This is a genomic window from Aurantiacibacter sp. KMU-128 (genome assembly GCF_056933515.1).
The window spans coordinates 2,719,285-2,740,905 of sequence record NZ_JBXORT010000001.1 but is presented as its reverse complement, the minus strand read 5'-3'; the positions used below and the strand labels follow the sequence as shown (position 1 = coordinate 2,740,905).

14 protein-coding genes are annotated in these 21,621 nt (G+C 63.4%); 7 read left to right on the top strand and 7 right to left on the bottom strand.

The features are described 5' to 3' along the window. The first annotated feature begins 136 nt into the window (after window positions 1-136). Window positions 137-976 carry a hypothetical protein gene (locus tag ACS0VV_RS13400; RefSeq protein WP_483533191.1) on the top strand — a complete coding sequence of 280 codons (840 nt, stop codon included), beginning with the start codon at window positions 137-139 and terminating at the stop codon, window positions 974-976. On the opposite strand, the gene ACS0VV_RS13395 is transcribed toward ACS0VV_RS13400, so the two are convergent. The 5 genes from ACS0VV_RS13395 to ACS0VV_RS13375 all read right to left on the bottom strand — a co-directional run bounded on the left by ACS0VV_RS13395 (window position 973) and on the right by ACS0VV_RS13375 (window position 11,918). Further along, a complete protein-coding gene (locus tag ACS0VV_RS13395; protein ID WP_483533190.1) occupies window positions 973-2,223 on the bottom strand; it encodes a putative 2OG-Fe(II) oxygenase in 1,251 nt (416 codons plus the stop codon). The genes ACS0VV_RS13400 and ACS0VV_RS13395 overlap by 4 nt on opposite strands. Then, entirely contained in the window at window positions 2,220-3,656 is a 1,437-nt protein-coding gene (locus tag ACS0VV_RS13390; RefSeq protein ID WP_483533189.1) for a glutamate synthase subunit beta, read from the bottom strand. The genes ACS0VV_RS13395 and ACS0VV_RS13390 overlap by 4 nt, the downstream gene beginning before the upstream one ends. A gap of 102 nt (window positions 3,657-3,758) precedes the next feature. After that, window positions 3,759-8,351, bottom strand: coding sequence for a glutamate synthase large subunit (gene gltB / locus ACS0VV_RS13385; protein ID WP_483533555.1), 4,593 nt, complete (start codon window positions 8,349-8,351; stop codon window positions 3,759-3,761). A gap of 279 nt (window positions 8,352-8,630) precedes the next feature. Beyond that, the gene (locus ACS0VV_RS13380) at window positions 8,631-10,631 is read right to left on the bottom strand and encodes a DNA polymerase III subunit gamma/tau domain-containing protein (RefSeq protein ID WP_483533188.1); all 2,001 of its coding nucleotides are present in this window, start codon (window positions 10,629-10,631) and stop codon (window positions 8,631-8,633) included. Between the two features lie 57 nt (window positions 10,632-10,688). Beyond that, window positions 10,689-11,918 carry a TIGR04063 family PEP-CTERM/XrtA system glycosyltransferase gene (locus ACS0VV_RS13375; protein ID WP_483533187.1) on the bottom strand — a complete coding sequence of 410 codons (1,230 nt, stop codon included), beginning with the start codon at window positions 11,916-11,918 and terminating at the stop codon, window positions 10,689-10,691. A 92-nt stretch (window positions 11,919-12,010) separates the two neighbouring features. On the opposite strand from ACS0VV_RS13375, the gene ACS0VV_RS13370 reads away from it, so the two are divergent. Genes ACS0VV_RS13370 through ACS0VV_RS13360 form a run of 3 tightly spaced genes read left to right on the top strand, consistent with a single transcriptional unit; the run spans window position 12,011 to window position 14,215 of the window. After that, the gene (locus ACS0VV_RS13370) at window positions 12,011-12,187 is read left to right on the top strand and encodes a hypothetical protein (protein ID WP_483533186.1); all 177 of its coding nucleotides are present in this window, start codon (window positions 12,011-12,013) and stop codon (window positions 12,185-12,187) included. Then, the gene (locus ACS0VV_RS13365; protein WP_483533185.1) at window positions 12,180-13,547 is read left to right on the top strand and encodes a putative O-glycosylation ligase, exosortase A system-associated; all 1,368 of its coding nucleotides are present in this window, start codon (window positions 12,180-12,182) and stop codon (window positions 13,545-13,547) included. The genes ACS0VV_RS13370 and ACS0VV_RS13365 overlap by 8 nt, the downstream gene beginning before the upstream one ends. 44 nt (window positions 13,548-13,591) lie before the next feature. Beyond that, on the top strand, window positions 13,592-14,215 hold the full coding sequence (locus ACS0VV_RS13360; protein WP_483533184.1) for a DUF4126 domain-containing protein: 624 nt from the start codon (window positions 13,592-13,594) through the stop codon (window positions 14,213-14,215). 24 nt (window positions 14,216-14,239) lie between these two features. Here ACS0VV_RS13360 and ACS0VV_RS13355 read toward each other — a convergent pair whose 3' ends face one another. Further along, window positions 14,240-15,460 carry a polyhydroxyalkanoate depolymerase gene (locus ACS0VV_RS13355; protein ID WP_483533183.1) on the bottom strand — a complete coding sequence of 407 codons (1,221 nt, stop codon included), beginning with the start codon at window positions 15,458-15,460 and terminating at the stop codon, window positions 14,240-14,242. A 185-nt stretch (window positions 15,461-15,645) separates the two neighbouring features. Between ACS0VV_RS13355 and ACS0VV_RS13350 the strand changes: the two genes are divergently transcribed. The 3 genes from ACS0VV_RS13350 to ACS0VV_RS13340 all read left to right on the top strand — a co-directional run bounded on the left by ACS0VV_RS13350 (window position 15,646) and on the right by ACS0VV_RS13340 (window position 20,661). Then, entirely contained in the window at window positions 15,646-17,436 is a 1,791-nt protein-coding gene (locus ACS0VV_RS13350; RefSeq protein ID WP_483533182.1) for an ABC transporter transmembrane domain-containing protein, read from the top strand. Between the two features lie 139 nt (window positions 17,437-17,575). Further along, on the top strand, window positions 17,576-19,696 hold the full coding sequence (locus tag ACS0VV_RS13345; protein ID WP_483533181.1) for a M13 family metallopeptidase: 2,121 nt from the start codon (window positions 17,576-17,578) through the stop codon (window positions 19,694-19,696). Between the two features lie 119 nt (window positions 19,697-19,815). Then, window positions 19,816-20,661, top strand: a complete 846-nt coding sequence (locus ACS0VV_RS13340) for an undecaprenyl-diphosphate phosphatase (protein WP_483533180.1) — start codon at window positions 19,816-19,818, stop codon at window positions 20,659-20,661. Here ACS0VV_RS13340 and phhA read toward each other — a convergent pair. Beyond that, window positions 20,658-21,605, bottom strand: coding sequence for a phenylalanine 4-monooxygenase (gene phhA / locus ACS0VV_RS13335; RefSeq protein ID WP_483533179.1), 948 nt, complete (start codon window positions 21,603-21,605; stop codon window positions 20,658-20,660). The two genes, ACS0VV_RS13340 and phhA, sit on opposite strands and share 4 nt — an antisense overlap. Window positions 21,606-21,621 lie beyond the last annotated feature (16 nt).

Sequence of the window (21,621 nt, the reverse complement as noted above, 5' to 3'; positions counted from 1 at the left end):
GCCCCATCGCGCTTGCTCGCAAATATGCGCCCTTGGTGCTGCCGCTTATCGCTATCGGTCTCGCCCGGCTGATGACCTACACGACTGGGCGGCGGCCAATGCGACGCTTGCGGCCCTGCTGTTTGCGTGGATAGTCATGGACGCGCTCTGCCTCGCAACCATTGCCAAGGCACCGGAGAAGAAGCCCGCCCTCCACACTATTCTCGGCGCGGCGGCGCTTGGGGTATTCATCGTCATCGTCGGCGCGTCGCCTGCTGTGCGGGAGCGGATTTTCGAGCTGCACGCACTGCTCACCGCGCTGGGCCTTACGGCCATGCTGTGGTTCGTGGTCGCCTCCCGCCGCGTCGCCAAGGCATGGCGCGAGGGGGCGGATATCGAGGCGGCCTTGGGCGAAGTCATGCCCGGCCCGTTCCTCAAATTCTTCCTCACGGAAGTGCGGATGATGCACCTCGCGCTGTTCGTGTGGAACGGCAAGCCCGACGTGCCCGCAGGCGCGCAGGCGTTTGGCTATCACCGCTATCTCGCGCCAATGATGGGGGTTCTGATCGGGCTGCAAGTGGTCGAGCTCGGCGTTGTCCACCTGCTGCTGAGCCTGTGGAACCCGCTCATCGCCTGGCTTGTCTTCGCGCCGACGCTGGCGGGGCTGCTCTGGTTCATCGCGCTCACCAAAAGCCTGCGGCTCAATCCGGTGCTCCTCACCGAAGACAGCCTGCGCGTGCGCACCGGCATTCTGCATGATTGCACCATCCCGCTGGACGCCATTGCCAGCATGGGCGAGGCCTTCGATGCCGAAACACTCAAGGCCAGATCAACGCTCGACACCGCCATCCTCAGTGCGCCCAATGTCACGCTGCGCCTTGCGCGCCCGGTCGAAATGCCCGGCCTGATCGGCACCCGCACCATCGACCGTGTGGCGCTGCGGCTCGACGAACCCGCCGCGTTTCAGGCGGCTTTGCGGACGGCAACAGGCCGCTAACCCGCGTCGATCACCGCGCTCAGCCGTTCGCCTGTGCCGAAGGGTGTTGTGCCGTGGTAGAGGAAGCTGGGGAACAGGATCAGGCGGCCGGGTTGCGGGTCGATCACCGCGAGGGGTTCGAGCGGCAGCGCCATATCGGCGGGCGGGCGGCCCAGTTCGAGCGCGCCTTCGCCCGGCGCCGCACCTTCGGGCAGCACAAGGTGGCACGCGCTGCTGACGCGTCCGCTATCGTGCAGATGCGGCACGTGATGTCCGCCGCCGGTCAGCCGGACAGACCAGCTGGCGGTGATCTGCGCGGGAGCTGCGCCCATGTCGCCCAGCGGGTGATCGGGCGGCAGGCTGGTCAGCTGCGCGCAATAGGCGGCCAGCTTGTCCGCAAAACCGGCGAACAGCTCCTGCAACAGCGGGTCCGCGCGCAAATGCAGGGCGCCGCGCGTCTGGGTGCCGCCGCGCACGCTCTGCGATGGCGGCGCGGCGCGGGCTTTGTGCAAGGTCCGCAAGGCTTCGCAGATGGCGCTGTGCTGCGCTGGCAACAGGTCGAGCGCGAAGCCTGCCACCAGTGTGCCATGCCCCAACAGCCAGGTGTGCCGCGCATCCCCGCTCGCCCGCCAGCTCACTTCGCGCAAGGCCCATAGCCGCGCCCCGTCTTCGCGCCGGGCAGGCTCTGCATCGAGCGCCGCCACCGCTTCGTCCACCGCCCCGCGCTGGAGCGCGTTGCGAGCGCATTGGTAGGTGTAATCGAATGTGGTCGCGGGCACTTGACCGAGCAGCGCCTGCCCCCTCTCGGCATCGCCCGCCAGCCCGGCATAGCGCGCTTCGAGCAGCAGCAATTCGGGCACTTTTCCGATTTTCCGGCGCAAATTCGCGGCATGGTCTGCCGCCTCGACAAACCGCTCCTGTCCCGCCAGCAGCCCGAGATAGGCGTGCCATAGCGAGGGATGGAGCCCCAGCTTGCGCAGCGCCGCCTCGATCGTGGCGAGCGGATCGGGGTGGCCGAATTCGCTTTTGAGCCGCGCGAGTGCCTGGTGGCCCGTTATCCAGTCGGGCGCTTGGCCCAGCATCGCTTCGAGCCGCGCGAAGGGCGCATCGGCCCCGGCTTCGGCGAGCGCTTCGGCCTCGGCAATCAGCAGCGCGCCATCATCCGGTGCCGCTTCCAGCGCCTGCCGCAAAAGGGCCGCCGCATCGCCCGCCCCGCGCCGGAATGCGGCGAGGGCGTCGTCCCGCAATGAGATGGAGTTGCCGCTCATCGCGGCAATTGCGTAGCTCCCATCAGCGCTTCGTCAACACTGGCGGCGCATTGGCGGCCTTCGCGGATCGCCCAGACGACAAGGCTCTGCCCGCGCCGCATATCGCCGCACGCATAGATTTGCTCGTCCGAGGTGCGGTAATCGCTCTCGTTCGCCGCGACATTGCCGCGCTGGGTCAATTCGACGCCTGCCTGTTCGAGCATTCCCTGCTTGCGCGGGCCGAGGAAGCCCATGGCGAGGAGGATAAGGTCGGCCTTCAGCGTAAACTCGCTGCCCGGCACTTCCTTCAGCTGGCCTTCCGACCAGTCGGCGCGCACGCATTTGAGGCCAGTGACCTTGCCGCCTTCACCGATGACTTCTCGGGTCAGCACCGCCCAGTCGCGCTCGACGCCCTCTTCGTGGCTTGACGAGGTGCGCAGCTTCATTGGCCAATCGGGCCAGGTGAGGAGTTTGTTTTCCTTTGCGGGCGGCTGCGGCATGATTTCGATCTGCGTCACGCTCGCCGCGCCCTGCCGGTTGCTGGTGCCGACGCAGTCGCTGCCGGTATCCCCGCCGCCGATCACGATGACGTGCTTGCCCGTCGCGGTGAGGCTGCCGCGCGGCGCGGCGCGGGTTTCATCGTCGCCCGCATTGCGCTTGTTCTGCTGGGTGAGGAATTCCATCGCAAGCCGCACGCCCGGCATTTCCGCACCGGGAATTTCGAGCCCGCGCGGATGCTCCGCGCCGCCTGCCAGCACCACCGCGTCGAAATTTTCCTTGAGCGACTTCATGGAGACATCGACGCCCACTTCGGTGCTGGTGCGGAAAGTCACGCCTTCGGCTTCCATCTGCACCGCACGGCGGTTGATGAGCGTTTTCTCCATCTTGAAGTCGGGAATGCCATAGCGCAGCAGCCCGCCCACGCGGTCCGACTTTTCGAACACGGTCACCGAATGTCCGGCGCGCGCAAGTTGCTGTGCGCAGGCCATGCCGGCGGGGCCGGAGCCGACCACCGCCACGCTCTTGCCGGTCTTTTCGGACGGAACTTGCGGCTTCACCCAGCCTTCCTTCCACCCGCGATCGATAATCGAGCATTCGATGCTTTTGATCGTCACCGGTGCGTCGGTGATGTTCAAGGTGCAGCTCGCCTCGCATGGGGCGGGGCAGATGCGACCGGTGAATTCGGGGAAATTGTTGGTCGAATGCAGGACTTCGAGCGCGTTCTGCCAGTCGCCTTCATAGACCAGATGGTTCCAGTCGGGGATGATGTTGTTCACCGGGCAGCCGTTATGGCAGTAGGGAATCCCGCAATTCATGCAGCGGCTCGCCTGCTTTTGCAGCGCCTCCTCGCTGTGCGGGATGATGAATTCGCGGTAATGCTTCAGCCGCTCCTTGGGATCGGCATAGCTGCGATCTTCGCGGTCGACTTCGAGAAAGCCGGTTTCTTTTCCCACGAGGTCAAATCTCCGATTTGGCCGAAGCCCCTGCGAAAGCAGGGGTCGGACTGAATTGAGTGCGATCCCAGCTTTCGCTGGGATGACGAGAGAGCGAGCGCGTCATTCCGCGGCGACCGAGGCCGCAGCCTCGCGTTCGGCTTCGAGCTGCTTCAGCGCCCGCGCGTAATCCTTCGGCATGACCTTGACGAATTTGCCAAGCGTCGCCGCGAAATCCTCCAGCATTTCCGCCGCCCGCCCAGAGCCGGTGTGCAGCTTGTGCCGTTCGAGCAGGATCTTCAGCCGCGCGGCATCGTGGTAGAGCGGATCGCCCATGCCGAAATCATCGACGCTGGCGGCGCGCTGTTGCGGCAGGCCGGTGCCCTCCGGATCGTCCGCATCGGCGGTGATTGGCAAGAGATCGACCTGCGCCAGATTGCACCTTTGGTGGAACGTGCCCTTGGGATCGTAGACATAGGCGATCCCGCCGCTCATCCCCGCCGCGAAATTGCGGCCCGTGCGACCCAGAACAGCGACCACGCCGCCGGTCATATATTCGCAGCCGTGATCGCCCGTGCCTTCGACCACCGCGATCGCGCCCGAATTGCGCACGGCAAAGCGTTCGCCCGCGACGCCGCAGAAATAGGCCTCGCCCGCAATCGCGCCGTAGAGCACGGTGTTGCCGACAATGATGTTCTCGCGCGGATCGCGCTCCACATTGTCCGGCTGGCGCACAATGATCCGCCCGCCCGAAAGGCCCTTGCCGACATAGTCATTGCCGTCACCCACCAGATCGAGCGTGACCCCGTGGGCCAGCCACGCGCCGAAGCTCTGCCCCGCCGTGCCGGTGAAGTTCACGCGGATCGTATCGACCGGCAGACCCTGATGCCCGTATTTGCGCGCGATTTCGCCCGAGAGCATCGTGCCCACCGTGCGGTTCACGTTGCGGATCGGCCGATCAAGTTGCACCGCCGTGCCGCTTTCAATCGCTGGGCCACAGGCTTCGATCAATTCATTGTCGAGCGCGTTCTGGAGGCCGTGATCCTGCGTCTCGGTCTGGAACAGCGCCTTGCCTGCGGGTGCCTCTACCGTGTGCAGCAGCTTGGAGAGATCGACCCCGTCCGCCTTCCAGTGCCGGATGGCGCGGTTCATATCGATGCGGTCGACCCGTCCGATCATCTCTTCCACCGTGCGGAAGCCCATTTCGGCCATGATCTCGCGCAGTTCTTCGGCGACGAAGAAGAAGTAGTTGATGACGTGTTCGGGCTGGCCGACGAAACGCTTGCGCAGTTCGGGGTTCTGCGTCGCCACGCCTACGGGGCAGGTGTTCAAGTGACACTTGCGCATCATGATGCAGCCTGCCGCGATCAGCGGAGCGGTGGCGAAACCGAATTCGTCCGCGCCGAGCAGCGCGCCGATTGCGACGTCGCGGCCCGTCCGCAGCCCGCCATCGACCTGCACCGCGATGCGGCTGCGCAAATCATTGAGCAGCAGCGTCTGCTGCGTTTCGGCAAGCCCGATTTCCCACGGCGAACCCGCGTGCGTCAGGCTGGTGAGCGGCGATGCGCCCGTCCCGCCTTCATAACCCGAGATCGTGACGTGATCGGCCTTACACTTGGAAACGCCCGCCGCGACCGTGCCGACGCCCACTTCGGAGACGAGCTTCACCGAGATGCGCGCCACAGGGTTCACATTCTTCAAATCGTGGATCAGCTGCGCCAGATCCTCGATCGAATAGATATCATGGTGCGGAGGCGGGGAGATCAGGCCAACGCCCGGCGTTGCATGGCGCACCGCGCCGATGCGCTTGTCGACCTTGTGGCCGGGCAACTGGCCGCCTTCACCGGGCTTGGCACCCTGTGCCATCTTGATCTGGATATCGTCTGAGTTGACCAGATACTCGGTCGTCACGCCAAAGCGGCCGGAGGCAACCTGCTTGATGCGGCTGCGCATCGAATCGCCATTGTCGAGCGGCGTGAAGCGGAATGGTTCTTCGCCGCCCTCGCCGGTGTTTGAGCGGCCGCCGATGCGGTTCATCGCGATGGCGAGCGTGGAATGCGCTTCGTGGCTGATCGAACCGAAGCTCATTGCGCCGGTGCTGAAGCGCTTGACGATCTCTTCGGCGGGCTCAACCTCGTCGAGCGGCACCGGATCATTCGCCGGCTTCAGCTCCATCAATCCGCGAATAGTGAGCAGACGCTCGGCCTGCTCGTTAACCGATTTGGCGAAAGCGCGGTATTTGCCCTGCGCATCGAGACCCGGCTCGCTGCGCACGGCGTGTTGCAGATCGGCGATATTCGCGGGCGTCCAGGCGTGTTCCTCGCCGCGCAGGCGGTATTGGTAGATACCGCCCACATCGAGCATATTCTTGTAGATCGGATTGTCGCCAAACGCGGCGGCGTGGCGGCGCACGGTTTCTTCGGCGACTTCCTTCAGGCCAATGCCTTCGATGGTGGTCGCGGTGCGGGTGAAGAAGCGCTCGACGAATTCGCTCGACAGGCCCACCGCGTCGAAAATCTGCGCCCCGCAATAGGACTGGTAGGTCGAAATGCCCATTTTGGACATGACCTTCATTATGCCCTTGCCGATGGCCTTGATGTAGTTCTTCTCGACCTCTTGCGGGGTAAGTTCGGGGGCCTTGCGCTGGCGGATATCCTCCAGCGTCTCGAAAGCGAGATAGGGGTTGATGGCTTCCGCGCCGTACCCTGCGAGCACGCAGAAATGGTGCACTTCGCGCGCTTCGCCGGTCTCCACCACAATGCCGGTCTGCATCCGCAGACCCTGCCGCACCAGCTGGTGATGCACGGCGGCGGTGGCGAGCAGGGCGGGCATCGGAATACGGTCCGGCCCCTGCGCGCGGTCGGACAGGATCAAGATGTTCTTGTCCTGCAGCACCGCCTCGGTCGCGGCCCAGCACATTTCCTTGATCGCCATGTCGAGGCCGTCTGCCCCGCTCACCGCGTCCCAGGTGATGTCGATGGTCGCCGTGCGGAACGCGCCGTCGAGCACGCTTTCGACCGAGCGGATCTTCTCCATCCCGCTATTGGTGAGGATTGGCTGGCTGATTTCGAGGCGCTTGTGCGTCCCCGCCTCGCGCCCCAGAATATTCGGACGCGGGCCGACCATGGTGAGCAGGCTCATCACCAGCTCTTCGCGGATCGGGTCGATCGGCGGGTTGGTCACCTGCGCGAAGTTCTGCTTGAAATAATCGTAGAGCAGGCGGCTCTTGTTCGAGAGCACGGCAATCGGCGTGTCGGTGCCCATGCTGCCGATGGGATCATCGCCATTCACCGCCATCGGTTCAAGGAAGCGCGAAATGTCTTCCTGCGTGTAGCCGAAGGCCTGCTGGCGATCGAGCAGGCTGACATCATGCTCCAGCACCGCTTCGGCGTCGGTTTCGATCGCTTCGATGTCCTTGAGCTTGTATTGCGCGGCTTCGAGCCATTCCTCGTAAGGATGCGCAGCGGCGAGTTCGGCTTTCAGCTCCTCGTCCTCGATGATCCGGCCCTGCTCCAGATCGATCAGCAACATCCGCCCTGGCTGGAGGCGCCATTTGCGCACGATGTCTTCTTCGGCGAAGGGCAGCACCCCGCTTTCCGAAGCGAGGCAGACGAGGTCGTCCTTGGTGACGCAGTAGCGCGCGGGGCGCAGGCCGTTGCGGTCGAGCGTGGCGGCGATCTGGCGGCCATCCGAGAAGGCGACCGATGCAGGGCCGTCCCACGGTTCCATCAGCGCGGCGTGATACTCGTAGAAGGCGCGGCGCTTGGGATCCATCAGGTCGTTCTTCGCCCAGGCCTCGGGGATCAGCATCATCATCGCATGGGCAAGGCTGTATCCGCCAAGCAGCAGCAATTCCAGAGCGTTGTCGAGGCAGGCCGTGTCGGACTGGCCGTGCGGCACAATCGGCCACAGCTTGTCGAGATCGGCGCCGAACAGGTCGGATTCCATCGTGCGGCGGCGGGCGTTCATCCAGTTCACATTGCCGCGCACCGTGTTGATCTCGCCATTGTGGCAGATGAACCGGAAGGGCTGCGCCAGCCGCCAGCTGGGGAAAGTGTTGGTGGAGAACCGTTGGTGCACGAGGCCCAGCGCGCTCTGGCAATCGGGATCGCGCAGATCGTCGTAAAAGCTGCCGACCTGATCGGCGAGCAGCAGGCCCTTATACACCACCGTCCGGCTAGAGAAGCTCGGCATATAGAGCTTGGTGATGGCGGGCATGGCATGCTTTTCGGCCAGTTCTGCCAGCGGGTTCTGCGTCTGCTTGCGAATGACGATCAGCTTGCGTTCGAACGCGTCCTGATCGGGGGTGTTTTCTCCGCGCGCGATGAAGCACTGGCGGATCAGCGGCATCGAAGCGAGCACCGCCTTGCCGAGCCCTGCGGTCGTCACCGGCACGTCGCGCCAGCCGATCAGGCGCTGGCCTTCCTTGGCGATGAACTTTTCGAACTGTTCGGTGATGAACGCGCGGGCCTTGTCGTCCTGCGGCATGAAGCACATGGCGACCGCATATTCGCCTGCGGGGGGCAGGGTGAGGCCTTCGCTGTCGGCCCATTTGCGATAGAGCGTGTCGGGAATCTGGATCAGAATGCCCGCGCCATCGCCCAGCAACGGGTCTGCCCCCACCGCGCCGCGGTGGTCGAGATTGGCCAGAATTTCCAGCGCCTGCGTAATGATGCCGTGCGATTTGACGCCTTTGATATGGGCGACAAAGCCCATGCCGCAATTGTCATGCTCGTTTACGCTGTCATAAAGACCCTGATTGACAGGGGGCGAGGCGGGATACTCGGTCAAACTTGCACTCTTCCTGTTGCGGGGCGGCTGGAAAACGCGCCTCGAAACCGGTTTCATCGGCAACGAAACGCGAATCAACAGCCCTCTGCTGCACGAAAATTTCGCGAAGCGCCCTCATGGCGACAGGAAAAGCCAATTGCAAGTTTTGGTGCGCCGCACAAGAGGCGCATAAGTATGTGTAGCGGCGAAGCGCAGCGGCTGGGCTTACTTGCCCATCCGCTGTAGGTTCATCAGCGCCTCGCGCAGGGCGCGCTCGTTATCGTCGTTCGAGACCGACGGGTTCGATGCCGACGCGGCTCGTGCCGGGCTAGCATACTCACCTGCGAATGCCGAGGGAGTTAGACCCAGTCCACCGGCGCGGCGCTGCTGGTTGGGGAACACCACAGCGGGCTCTGCCGTGTCGGGCTCCGGCTCGTCAATGCGAACGAAGTCTTCGGTATTGGATTTGAACGGATTGTGTGCAGCAACGGCCGAGTAGTCCGCATCGCGGGTGCTTTCGGCCGGTGCGGCGGGTCGGGCGGAAGGCGGCGGGACATCAAATGCAGGCCGTGGCGACTGGGCTGCCACATCGGTTTCCGCCTGCTCAATTTCGACCGGAGCCGGCGTCGGCTTTGCAGCGATCGGCAATTGGAACGAGGCGGCCAGATCGGCGACGTCCTCGTCCTCGTCCTCGCTTGCCGCGTTAAACGACATATTGGCCGATGCGGCAAAGCCGGTGAACGGAGCATATGCCTCGCCTGCGACCGGGGCTGGCGGAGCCGGATGCATCTGGTCGCGTACTTCAGCTTCCTCTTCGGCTGGCTGGAAAACCTGCCTGGGTGCAGCGAAAGGGCGCGCATCGGGCTCGCTCGCTGCTTCGTTTGCGCCATCATCCTGTTCGCTGACGGTTGCGGGCTTGCCGAAATAGGCAGCCATGGCCTCTGCCGCGTCATCGGCGGCGGCGGGATCGAATTCGTCGGCCAGCTTGGCCTCCGCGTGTGCGACCGGCTGTTCTGCCGCGAATTGCGGAGCAGGAGCAGCGATCTTTGCCGCCATGCCCTGCGCCGCGCGCTGGGCGCTCCATTCGCGATGCTTTTCGAGCGTGGAGCCAAGTTTCTGCACCAGCTGAACCAGTCCTTCGGCGCCATCGTTGGCGGCACCTGCTTCGCTGCGCGACGGCGCGGAGAACGGATTAGCCGCCAGAGGATCGGAAAAGGCGTCGCTGGGCGTAAAGGGTTTGTCTGGCACAATGTCCTCGCTAAAATCTGGTGCGGCGGCTTCTTCCGGTGCGCCGGTCTTGGGAGCTGTCTGGGGAGCGGGCGCGATAGCCTGCGAAGGATCGAATAGACGCGGACTGCGCGGGTTCAGGAAGCCGGGTCCGGCAACCGCTGACACCGTCGCGCCATCCGGCCCGCCTTCCTCCGGTGCCACATCCTTGCGCCCGAGCGATGGCGGCGAGAAGGGAAGCGGATCGGAGAGTTGCCCCGAGCTATGTTCGGAGCGCGCCGGAGCTTCCGCAATCATTTCGAGTTCGAGCGGCGCTTCGGTGTCGTCTCGTGCGCCGCCATCCTGTGGCCAGGCATGGGCATCCGCGACAAATTCCTGCCGCGGCAGATCGGCATAGTCGTCAGGCTCGATTTCTTCGAACAGTTCGAGCGCGTCGTCAGCGTGCATCACCGCGCCGCCGAGACCTGCAAGCGAGTCAGTGCCTTCGCCGGGGAGCGGCGCTGCGTTCAGCAATTCGCTCGGTCCGTCGTCTTCCACCATGGCGAGCGCGCGGCGGCGTCCTGCCGGGATCACAGACTCGCGCAGCGGCGGAAGGTCATCCTCTTCATCCTCAATCCCGTCTTCGCCGATTTCATCCGCGGCGCTGAAGGCACGGCGGGAGGAGTCGTCGCGGCGGAAAAACCCGGACTTGCTGCTCTTTACCCGATCACTGCTCTTTCCTCCGATGCGGCGCGCGGCGTAGAGCCCAAGGCCCGCACCGCAAACGGTGGCGACCAGCGCGATCAGTGCGCGCGCGGTAAAGCCCAGCGGCGGCGCGGCGGCGGTGATGATGTTCGAAATGCCGGTCGCAGCGAGGATCGCCTCGTACAGGCGGACCGGAAGAATCAGGCTGCCGATCCCGAGCAGGGCGGCAAACCACAAGGCCACCACGGCCGGGAAAGCCGGGTGCGCGCTGACCGGCGGCTTGCCGCGGCCGCGTGTGGTGGGTGCATTATCCATGGGCATTGACGCCACGATACGTTCCTGTTCTGCGCCGATACTGCGGTGGCCTGGCTGTCAGGCCGCGGCGGAAATCCGGCGGTTCACATTCGTGCCTAACAGGGTTTGGTAAACGACCTGATAACGCTGAACATTGGCGTGCCAGTCGTGATTGGCCCGCACATGCTCCTTGCCGCGTGCGCGCAACGCTTCCCACTCGCCGCGCCGGTCGATCAGGTCGGCGAGCGTCGCCGCGCAGGCGCCCGGATCATCAGGTGCGAACAATACGCCAGTCTCGCCATGCGTCACCAGTTCGCGGTGCCCGCCGACATTGCTGGCGGCGACGATTTTCATCTGCGCCATCGCTTCCAGCGGCTTCAATGGCGTGACGAGATCGGTGAGGCGGCTCGCCTTGCGCGGATAGGCCATAATATCGGTGAGCGCGTAATACCGCTCGACTTCGTGATGCGGTACGCGGCCGGTAAAGCGGATGGCATGCGCTGCGGGCGAGGCTTCGGCCTGTGCTTTCAAGCTATCGGCCATCGGGCCGCCGCCCACCAGCAGCAGCCGTGCATCGGGGTGGCGTTCGATCAGCAGCGGCATGGCCGCGATCAGATCGTCGATCCCTTCGTAATCATAGAAACTGCCTATAAAGCCGATCACCGGCCCACTGCCGATGCCGAGTTCTTCGGCCAAAGTGTCATCGCGCGCGGCAGGTTCGCCGAACATGGTGAGATCGACGCCATTGGGCATGATGCCGATCTTCGCAGGCGCAACGCCGCGTTTCACCAGATCGTCTTTCAAGCCCTGGCAAATTGTCATCACATGGTCGGCTCCGGCCACCGCCATATTTTCCAGCTGGCGGGTGAGGCGGTATTTGAGCGAGCCTTCCGTGCCGGTGAGATTGCCCACCGCCGCATCTTCCCAGAAGGCGCGGATTTCGTAGACGACGGGAATGCCGAGCTTCTTGCCCGCACGAACCGCTGCAAGGCCGTCCAATGCGGGCGAGTGGGCATGGAGGATATCGGGACGCCATTCCTGTGCCAGCGCGACAATCGCATCGGTCAGCGCGCCGATTTCGCGCCATTCCCGTAGGCCCGCTGGCCCCTCTGCCTTGCCCGGCGTGCGGTGGAAGGTGAAACCGTCCACTTCCTGCACCGGCGGGCTCGCTTCCGAATGCCGCAGACCGGTGATGCCGCGCACTTCCCAGCCCAGCGCCTGCTGCGCGGTCAGGATCGCACGAGTGCGGAAGGTGTAGCCGCTATGCAGCGGCAGCGAATGATCGAGAACGTGCAAAATCCGGGTCATGGCGCGCGCATTAACCCGGTTGTGCTTAACGGGCCGTCAAGAGCTTTGGCCTAAAGCGGCGCCTTCAAAGCTTTGCGGATGAACAACCCCACGTGATTGACCTGTTTGCCATCGGACTGACCCACGGCCTGATTCTGGTCGCCATGTGGCGCATCATTTTCCGGCCCGAACTCGATGACGAAGGCGCGGCAGAGGACAAGCCGGTGAAGCCGTGGCTGAAAAACCGCCAACCGGCATCCGGCACGCAGGAGCCGCGCGCCGATGCGTGATATCGTCCTCTTTATCTTCATCGCCATAGTGCTGGCGATGGGCTTCAAGCGGCCCTTCCTGTGGGTGCTGCTTTATATCTATGTCGATATCGTCTCGCCGCAGATGATCGGCTGGGGCTTTATCCGCAGCCTGCAACTCTCGCTCGTCGCCTTTCTGGCGGCCTTTGCGGGCTATGTCGTGCTCGACTCGAAAGAGAACAGCCGCTTTACGCTGACACAGGCGCTGATGGTCGGCCTGCTCGCGTGGTGCGGGTACACAACGCTGGGCGCGGTATTCCAGGAATTTGCGTGGCAGAAATGGGACTGGGTGTGGAAGAGCATCTTCTTCGCCGCTTTCCTCCCCCTCACCCTGCGCACACGGCTGCGGCTGGAAGCGGCGCTGCTGGTGTTCGTGCTGTCGATCGGCGCGAACGCGATTGCAGGCGGCATGAAGACCGTTTTCGGCGGGGGCGGCTATGGCCAGCTGGTGTTGCTGGTGAATGTCGATGCGGGGCTTTACGAAGGCTCGATCATGTCGACGGCGGCGATTGCCAGCATCCCGCTGATCCTGTTCCTTGCCCGGCGCGGATCGATTTTCCCGCCGCACTGGACGGTCTGGGTGTTCTCCGCCGCGCTGATTTTCGCCTGTATGCTGATCCCGATCGGCACCGGCGCGCGCACCGGCCTGATCTGCATCGCCGTGTTCGGCGTGCTGCTGATGCGGCAGGTGAAGTACCGCTTCCTGATTGCAGGTCTTGCCGCGGTCGCCGTGGTCGCGGCGACGCCATTCTTGCCGCAGGAATACAAAGAGCGGATGGAGACGATCACCGGTTTCCGCTCGGACGAAAGCGCGTCCACCCGCATCGAAGTGTGGAAATGGACATATCACTACGTGCTCGCCAACCCCACCGGCGGCGGCTTTGACGCCTATCGCGGCAACAGCTTCACCTACGAGATTCCCGAGATCGAGGGCGAAGGCAACAACCGCCGCGTCACCTATCGCGAGATCACCGACCAGGCGCGCGCCTATCACTCGTCCTATTTCGAAGTGCTGGGCGAACAGGGCTGGCTCGGCCTGTTCCTGTGGCTGTCCTTGCAGGGGCTGGGACTCTACCAGATGGAGCGCATCCGCTGGCGCGAGGGCAAGAAGCGGCCCGACCGCGATGTCTTCATGTTCGATCTCGCCACCGCCTTGCAGCACGCGCAGATCATTTTCCTTGTCGGGGCGCTGTTTGTCGGCATCGCCTTCCAGTCCTTCGTGTTCATCCTGCTGGCGTTCCAGGCGGCGCTATGGAGCCAGTGGCGGCAGAAGCGGCGCGGGTTCGAGCCTTCGCCGGTGGCGCAAAAGCTGGCGGCATCGCGGCAGGCGGCGACGGCGTAAGGCGCGCACTCGACAAAACCGTGCAGGCGTAGGATAATCGCGCCATGGACGGGGTCGCACCACTTGGTATCGTAGAAATTCTGGGCATCGCCGCCAGCGCCAGCCTGCTCGCGGGGTGGCGGCTCTATCTCGTCATTCTGGCGACCGGGCTTGCGATGCGCAGCGGCGTGGTGCCGCTGCCTGACCATTTGCAATCGCTGCAAGTGCTCGCCAATCCGTGGGTGCTGGGCATTGCCGGCTTCGGCGCGGCGGCCGAGTTCTTTGCCGACAAGGTGCCATGGCTCGATAGCGCGTGGGACACGGTGCATACGCTGGTGCGACCGGTGGGCGGCGCGCTGCTGGCGCTGGCGATTGTCGATCCGGGCGAACCGGCGCTGCAAGTCGTCGCCTTCCTGCTCGGCGGCGGCGGCGCCTTGCTGGCGCATGGCGGCAAAGCGGGTGCCAGAGCCGCGATGAACACCTCGCCCGAGCCCGTTTCGAATATCGTCGCTTCCACCGCAGAGGACGTGGCGACCGTGGGCCTGCTGTGGGTCGTTTACGAGTACCCGTGGGCGGCGGCAGGCGTGGCGGCGGTGCTACTGGTTATCGCCGTTGCTTTGGTGCTGACATTGCGTCGATTGCTCAAGCGAATCTTTGGCAAAAAGAAGGCCGAGGTCACGGGTTCCTAAAGCAGTTCGGAATTCACCGACCGCTCACCCATTCTCCCTCAGCCACTCTTCCACCACGGGCGCGATCTTGTTGCGCCATTTGCTGCCGTTGAAAATGCCGTAATGCCCGCAATCCTTGGCGAGGTAGTAGCGCTTCTTCGCTTCCGGCAGGTGCGGGGCGAGATCGAGCGCGGCGCGGGTCTGGCCGATGCCGGAAATGTCGTCCAACTCGCCTTCGATGGCGAGCAGTGCCGTGTCGCGGATTGCATCGGGATCAATCGCCTTGCCGCGATGGACAAATTCGCCCTTGGGCAGCGAATGTTCCTGGAACACGTGCACGATGGTTTGCAGGTAGAATTCCTCCGTCATGTCGCAGACGCTGAGATATTCGTCGTAAAACTGCTTGGTGCGGTCGGCGCTGTCCTGATCGCCCATCGTCATGTGTTTGAACATTTCGTAGTGGCTCATCATGTGATCGGCGAGATTCATGCTGAGGAAACCGGCGAGTTGCAGGAAGCCGGGATAGACCTTGCGGCCCGCGCCGGGATAATTGAACGGCACGGTGGCGATCACATTGTTCTGGAACCAGCTCAGCGGCTTTTCCATCGCCAGATCATTGACGCTGGTGGGGCTGGCGCGGGTATCGATCGGCCCGCCCATCATGGTGAGCGATTTGGGGCGGCATTTGTCCTTGGCGGCGGCCATTACCGCCGTAGCGGCAAAGGCGGGCACCGAGGGCTGGCAAACGGCCAGCATATGCGTATCCGGCCCGATAAACCGCATAAACTCGATCAGATAGTCGATGTAGTCATCAAGATCGAAATGGCCCGCTGACAACGGCACCATCCGCGCATCGGCCCAGTCGGTGATCCACACTTGCTGGTTCTGCACCAGACGCTGCACCGTGCCGCGCAGCAGCGTTGCGAAGTGGCCGCTCATGGGAGCGACGATCAGCAGCTTGGGCGCGTCTTCGGGCAAGCCGTCGCGCACGAAGCGGCGCAGGCTGCCAAAGGGCTTTTCGAGCACGACGGTCTCGCTGACGGATTTTGCCTCGCCATCGACCATAACCGGCTGGATATCGAAGGAAGGTTTGCCGCGGTCTTCATACAGATGGGCGAAGACTTTCAACGCGCTTGCAGCAGCAGGCCCCATGCCGAAATAGCCCATGGGCAGTGCCGGATTATCGAGCAGTTCGGCACCGACGCTCGCCCAGTGGCTGGCCGAAGACAGCCACGCCTTCTGCATCTCGTAAGCGGAATAAAGCAAAAATGCGTCCCCTGCGGATCGGTTTGATGCGGGCCGGATTTGTCCGTTTTGCCGCGCTTGGGGCGACGATATGCCCCTTTTCGTTTCATGTTGCAACGCGGCATAAGTTTTAGGCGGTCATATTGGGGCACGGCGCCATCGTGGTGCTTCAATCTTGTCGCGGCTTGGGCTAGGGCCTCGGCGCAATGGATGACGTTCTCGAAATCGATAAGGTGGAGCCGGCCAAGTCGCTCGGCCCTTTGCGGATGATCTGGCGCGCAGCGGCGCGCTATCCGGTGCAGATCGCGCTGGCAGCGATTGCCTTGCTGATCACGGCGGCGGTTATTTCGCTGGCGCTACCAAATGCGTTGCAGACGATTATCGACCGCGGGTTCGGCGATGAGGGTGACGGCGATATCGGCCGCTGGTTCCGCTACCTGCTGCTGCTGGTGGGCGTGCTGGGCATGGGGACTGCACTGCGTTTTTACTTCGTCAGCTGGATCGGCGAGCGGGTGGTCGCGGATATCCGGCGCGAGGTTTACGAAAACCTCCTTCGCCTATCCCCCAGCTTTTTCGAAGAGAACAGCCCCAAGGAAATTTCCAGCCGCATGGTGGCGGACACCGCGATTATCGAACAGGTTGTGGGCACCACGGTTTCGGTCGCCCTGCGCAATTCGATCATGGCGGTGCTGGGTACGGGCTACTTGTTCTGGATGGCGCCGCAACTGGCGGTGTGGTTGCTGGCGGGGATTCCGCTGGTGATTATCCCGATCACCATTTTCGGCCGCCGCCTGCGCAATGTCAGCCGTGATAGCCAGGACAATGTCGCCTCCGTCGGCGGCATCACCACTGAAATGCTTTCGGCAATGAAGATTGTGCAAGGCTTCAACCAGGAAGCGCGCGAGGCCGGACGGTTTGCCGAAGCGGTCGAGAAGACCTTTGCCGTCGCCAAGGTGCGCATCCTGATCCGCGCGGTGATGACCGCGCTGATTATCACGCTGATTTTCGGCGCGATTACGGTGCTGATGTGGCGTGGTGCCACGATGGTGAGCGAAGGGCTGATATCGGGGGGCACGATTGCCGCCTTCATCTTCGCCGGGGCGATAACGGCGGGGGCATTCGGGGCGCTGACCGAAGTTTATGGCGATCTGCTGCGCGGCGCGGGTGCAGCAAGCCGTCTCAACGAATTGCTCAACGAACGGCCAGTGATTGCGCCGCCTGCCCGCCCGCAGGCGCTGCCCGTGCCGCCGCGCGGTGCGCTCGCCTTTTCGGGCGTTACTTTCCGCTATCCTACACGGCCCGGCGAGACCGCGCTCGACGATTTCACGCTTTCGGTCGAGCCGGGTGAGACGGTGGCGATTGTCGGGCCTTCGGGCGCGGGCAAGTCGACCATTTTCCAGCTGGCCGAGCGATTTTATGATCCGCAAGCGGGCACTATCAAGCTCGACGGCGTGCCGTTCACCCAGGCCGATCCTGCCGAGATCCGCCGCCGCATGGCGCTGGTGCCGCAGGAGGGCATCCTGTTTGCGGCTAGCGCGCGCGACAATCTGCGCTACGGCGCATGGGATGCGAGCGAGGACGCGATCTGGGAGGCGGCGCGCGCGGCCAATGCCGAGGAGTTCCTGCGCGACCTGCCCGAGGGCCTCGACACCTTCCTTGGCGAAGGCGGGGCGCGGCTTTCGGGCGGACAGCGCCAGCGCGTGGCGATTGCCCGGGCGTTGCTGCGCGATGCGCCGATCCTGCTGCTGGACGAGGCCACCAGTGCGCTCGATGCCGAAAGCGAACGGCTGGTGCAGGATGCACTCGAAAGGCTGATGGCCAACCGCACCACGCTGGTGATTGCTCATAGGCTGGCCACCGTGCGCGCGGCAGACCGGATCGTTGTACTTGAAAACGGTCGTATCGTCGAACAGGGCAACCATGCCAGCCTGTCGGCTGCGGGTGGTCTTTACGCCCGGCTGGCGGCGTTGCAATTTGACGAAGTGGCGGCCGCCTGACCTTGGCGGTCAAAAGCCGCGTGTCGAGGGGAGTCGGCATTTGGTCGATTGGCGAATGTCACATCTGTAACTTCTTCTTGGCGTGACGCGCCTTCGTGTTATCGCTCTATCCAACCGTTTCATCGTAGAGGACTGCCTTATGATCCGCACTTTGCTCGTCACTTCGGTTTCGGCGCTTGGCCTGGCAATCGCCATGCCCGCCGCCGCGCAGGAGGAAACGCCCTCGGGCCCCACCATGGATTTTGGTGAATGGGGTGTCGGCCTCGATTACATTGACGCCGATCTGCATCCCGGTGACGATTTCAACGCCTATGCCAACGGCATCTGGGTGGAGACGAACGAAATTCCGGCTGACCGCCAGCGTTACGGCGCGTTCGATATGCTGCGCGAACAGTCGGTGGTCGATGTGCAGCGGCTGATGGCCGATCTCGTCGCCTCCAACCCGGCAGAAGGCACGACCGAGCGCCGCATCGTTGACGCCTATAACGCCTATCTCGATATCGAAGCGATCGACGCGCGCGGGCTGGCACCTGCTTATCCTTATCTGGAGCGGATTTTCACCGCGCCGGATCTGGAAGCGCTGGTCCGCCTCATGGAAGAGCCGGGTTATCCCAGCCTCGTTTCGGCAGGCGTGGGCATCGATGCGCGCAATCCGACCGAATATGCCGTGTCGCTCGGCTTCAATGGCACCGGGCTGCCCGACCGCGATTATTATCTGGTCGATTCGGAAAGCAATCTGGCGATCCGCGAAGCCTATATGGGCTATCTCGCCACCATGCTGGAAGCGGCGGGTTACCCCGATCCGGCTGGTGCTGCCGCAGCCGTTTATGCCTTCGAGCACCAAGTGGCCGAAATCGAATGGGCACGGCAGATGTTCCGCATTCCGCAGCTCACCTACAACGTGCTCAGCCGCGAAGAGCTGGACGCGATGGCGGGCGACTTCCCCATCGGCGCGCTGCTTGAAGCCGGGCGCTTTGCCGATCAGGAGCGCTTCCTCGCCAGCCAGCTGCCGCCGACCGACGAGGAAATCGCGGCGCTGGGGCTGACCGAGGAGCAACTCGCGCTCATCGGTGGCGGTTTGCCCGCGATGATGGAACTGCTGACCGAAACGCCGCTGCCGACCATCCAGGCCTATATGGCGGTGCGGTTCCTGTCGGGGAACGCATCGGTGCTGTCGAGCGCGCTCGACGAGGCGAATTTCGATTTCTACGGTCGCACGATTGGCGGCGCGGAAGAGCAGGAAGCGCGCTGGAAGCGGGCGATCGGCACGGTTGAAGGGATGCTCGGCGAACAGCTTGGCGCGCTCTATGTCGAACGCTATTTCCCGCCCGAAGCCAAGGCACAGATGGACGAACTGGTCGCCAACCTCTCGCGCGCCATGTCGATGTCGCTCGATGAAAACGAGTGGATGACGGCCGAAACGCTCGAAGAAGCGCGCAACAAGCTGAACGGCTTTGTCCCGATGATCGGCTATCCCGATGTGTTCGAGACCTATGACGGCCTCGAAGTTACCGCCAATGATCCGCTGGCCAACGCGATGAGCGCGGCAAGCTGGCGCAACGAGGACAATTACGCGCGGCTCGGCACGCAGGTTGATCCCAGCGAATGGGGGATGCTGCCGCAGACGGTGAACGCCTATTACTCGGCGCTGACCAACCGCATCGTCTTCCCCGCCGCGATTCTGCAGCCGCCCTTCTTCAACATGAATGCCGATCCGGCGGTGAATTACGGCGGCATCGGCGCGGTGATCGGGCACGAAATCGGCCATGGTTATGACGACCAGGGCTCGCAATTCGATGCCACGGGCACGCTGCGCAACTGGTGGCAGGCAGAAGACCGCGCCGGGTTCGAGGATTTCACCCGCCAGATGGGTGAATTCATCGAAGCCTATTGCCCCGTCAACAGCGCTGAAGGCCCTGTGTGCCTGCGCGCCCGCCAGTCGATGGGTGAAACGCTGGGCGATGTGGTTGGCCTGCAAATGGCTTACCGTGCCTACCGCCTCTCGCTGAACGGCGAGGAGCCGCCGGTGATCGACGGGCTGACCGGCGACCAGCGCTTCTTCCTTGGCTACGCGCAGATCTGGCGCGGGATGGAGCGCGAGGAGAGCCTGCGCAACCGCGTGATGACCGCCAACCACCCGCCGGGTGAATTCCGCCTCAACAACGCCGTGCGCCACACCGATGCCTGGTACGAGGCGTTCGGCGTGACCGAGGAGCACGAGCTCTATCTGCCGCCCGAACAGCGCATCCGCATCTGGTAAGCGCGCAGCACAGGTAATATCGGACGGGGGCGAGGCTTGACTTCGCCCCCGTTTGTGTTTGTTGGCGCGACAGCATTCGGGCGCATCTCCGCACCGATCAAACGGACACGCATCAGGCCATGACCTTTCTCCAATTGCTGCTGATTGCCATCGTGCAGGGGATCACCGAGTTCCTGCCGATTTCCTCCTCAGGCCATCTGATCCTGATCCCCAATTTCACCGATTTCCCCGATCAAGGGCCGCTGATCGACGTTGCGGTGCACGTCGGCTCGCTGCTGGCGATCATGGTGTATTTCTTCAAGGACGTGGTGTCCCTGGCGCGCGGCGGTTTTGCGAGCGTGGGGATTGGCAAGGCTCCGGCGGAGCGCAAGCTGTTCTGGTGGATTGTGCTGGGCACTATCCCCGCCGTTGCTTTCGGCCTGTCGATCAAGCTGGGGCTGTTCAACGGGCTGGTTAGCAGTGTTTTCGGCATCACCATAACCGATGGCGATCTGATGGCCTCGATCCGATTTACCGATCTCATCGCCTTCAACCTGATCTTCTACGGCATCCTGCTGGGTCTGGCCGACCATTTCGGGCGCGAGGTGAAGAAGTTCGAGGACATGACCTGGCGCGATGGCCTGATCGTGGGCATTGCGCAGGCGCTGGCCATTATTCCGGGCACCAGCCGATCGGGCGTCACCATGACGGCGGCGCGCGTGCTGGGTTACAGCCGCTTTGAATCGGCGCGCTTTTCCTTCCTGCTCTCAATTCCCGCCGTGGCGGGCGCGGGCGTGCTGATCGTGCCGGAGATTTTCGAAGCGGGCGGCGATCTGGCTGTAGAGGCGCTGATTGCGGGTGTGCTGACCTTCCTCGCCGCGTTCGCCACCATGGCCTTCCTCATGAACTTCCTGAAGAAGGCGAGTATGCTGGTCTTCGTGATTTACCGCGTGGCGATGGGCGTGGCGCTCTTGTCCTTTTTCTAAACCGGAGCAGCACTTGATCCGCGTCCGCCGCGCAGGAAATATTCCTGCGTGCCGCGATGCAGCACATCGTCGACATCGATCACTGCCGAATTGGCGTAGGTGAAGCCGGGGCCGAGGCTGCGGTAGAGCCGGTCGAAATCGCGATCCACCGTCTGGTGGTAGAGATCGTCAAAGCTCTCGATCACGAAATAGGTCGGCTGCAAATCGCTGATGACATAGTCGGTGCGCATGACGCGGTCGACATTGAGCATGATGCGGTTGGGGGACTGGCCGTCCAATGCAAACACCGCCTCCTGCGGGCCGGAGAGGATACCTGCACCGTAGATGCGCGGTTCCCCCTGCTCCATGATCAGCCCGAATTCGACCGTATACCAATAAAGCGCGCCCAAGGCCTTGAGCTTGTTGTATCGCATCGCCTTCCATCCGGCGCGGCCATATTCCTGCATATAGTCGGCAAAGGTCGGGTCGGTCAGCAGCGGGACATGGCCGAACACGTCGTGAAACACGTCGGGTTCCTGGATGTAGTCGAATGTCTCGCGCGTGCGGATGAAATTACCTGCGGGGAAGCGGCGGTTGGCGAGGTGCCAGAAGAATACGTGATCGGGGATCAGCATGGGCACAGGCACCACGCTCCACCCCGTCAGCGCGCCCAGCTCTTCGCTGAGCTTGCCGAAATCGGGCACGCCGCCTTTGCCCAGATCGAGCGTGTCGAGGCCTTTGAACATGGCCGAGCAGGCACGGCCGGGCAGGATCTCCATCTGCCGATTGAACAGATCGTTCCAGATCGCATCGTCTTCGGAAGTGTATTGCGTCTGCGCAGGCTCCAGCCAGTCCGGCCCGACATGATCGGGCCGTTTGAGCGGCGCGGTGAACACGTCATCGGAGACATCGGGAAGGGCGGAATAGTCCACCGACTCGGCAGGCGTATTGGCGAGATCGTTCATGCAGAGCAAAATACCA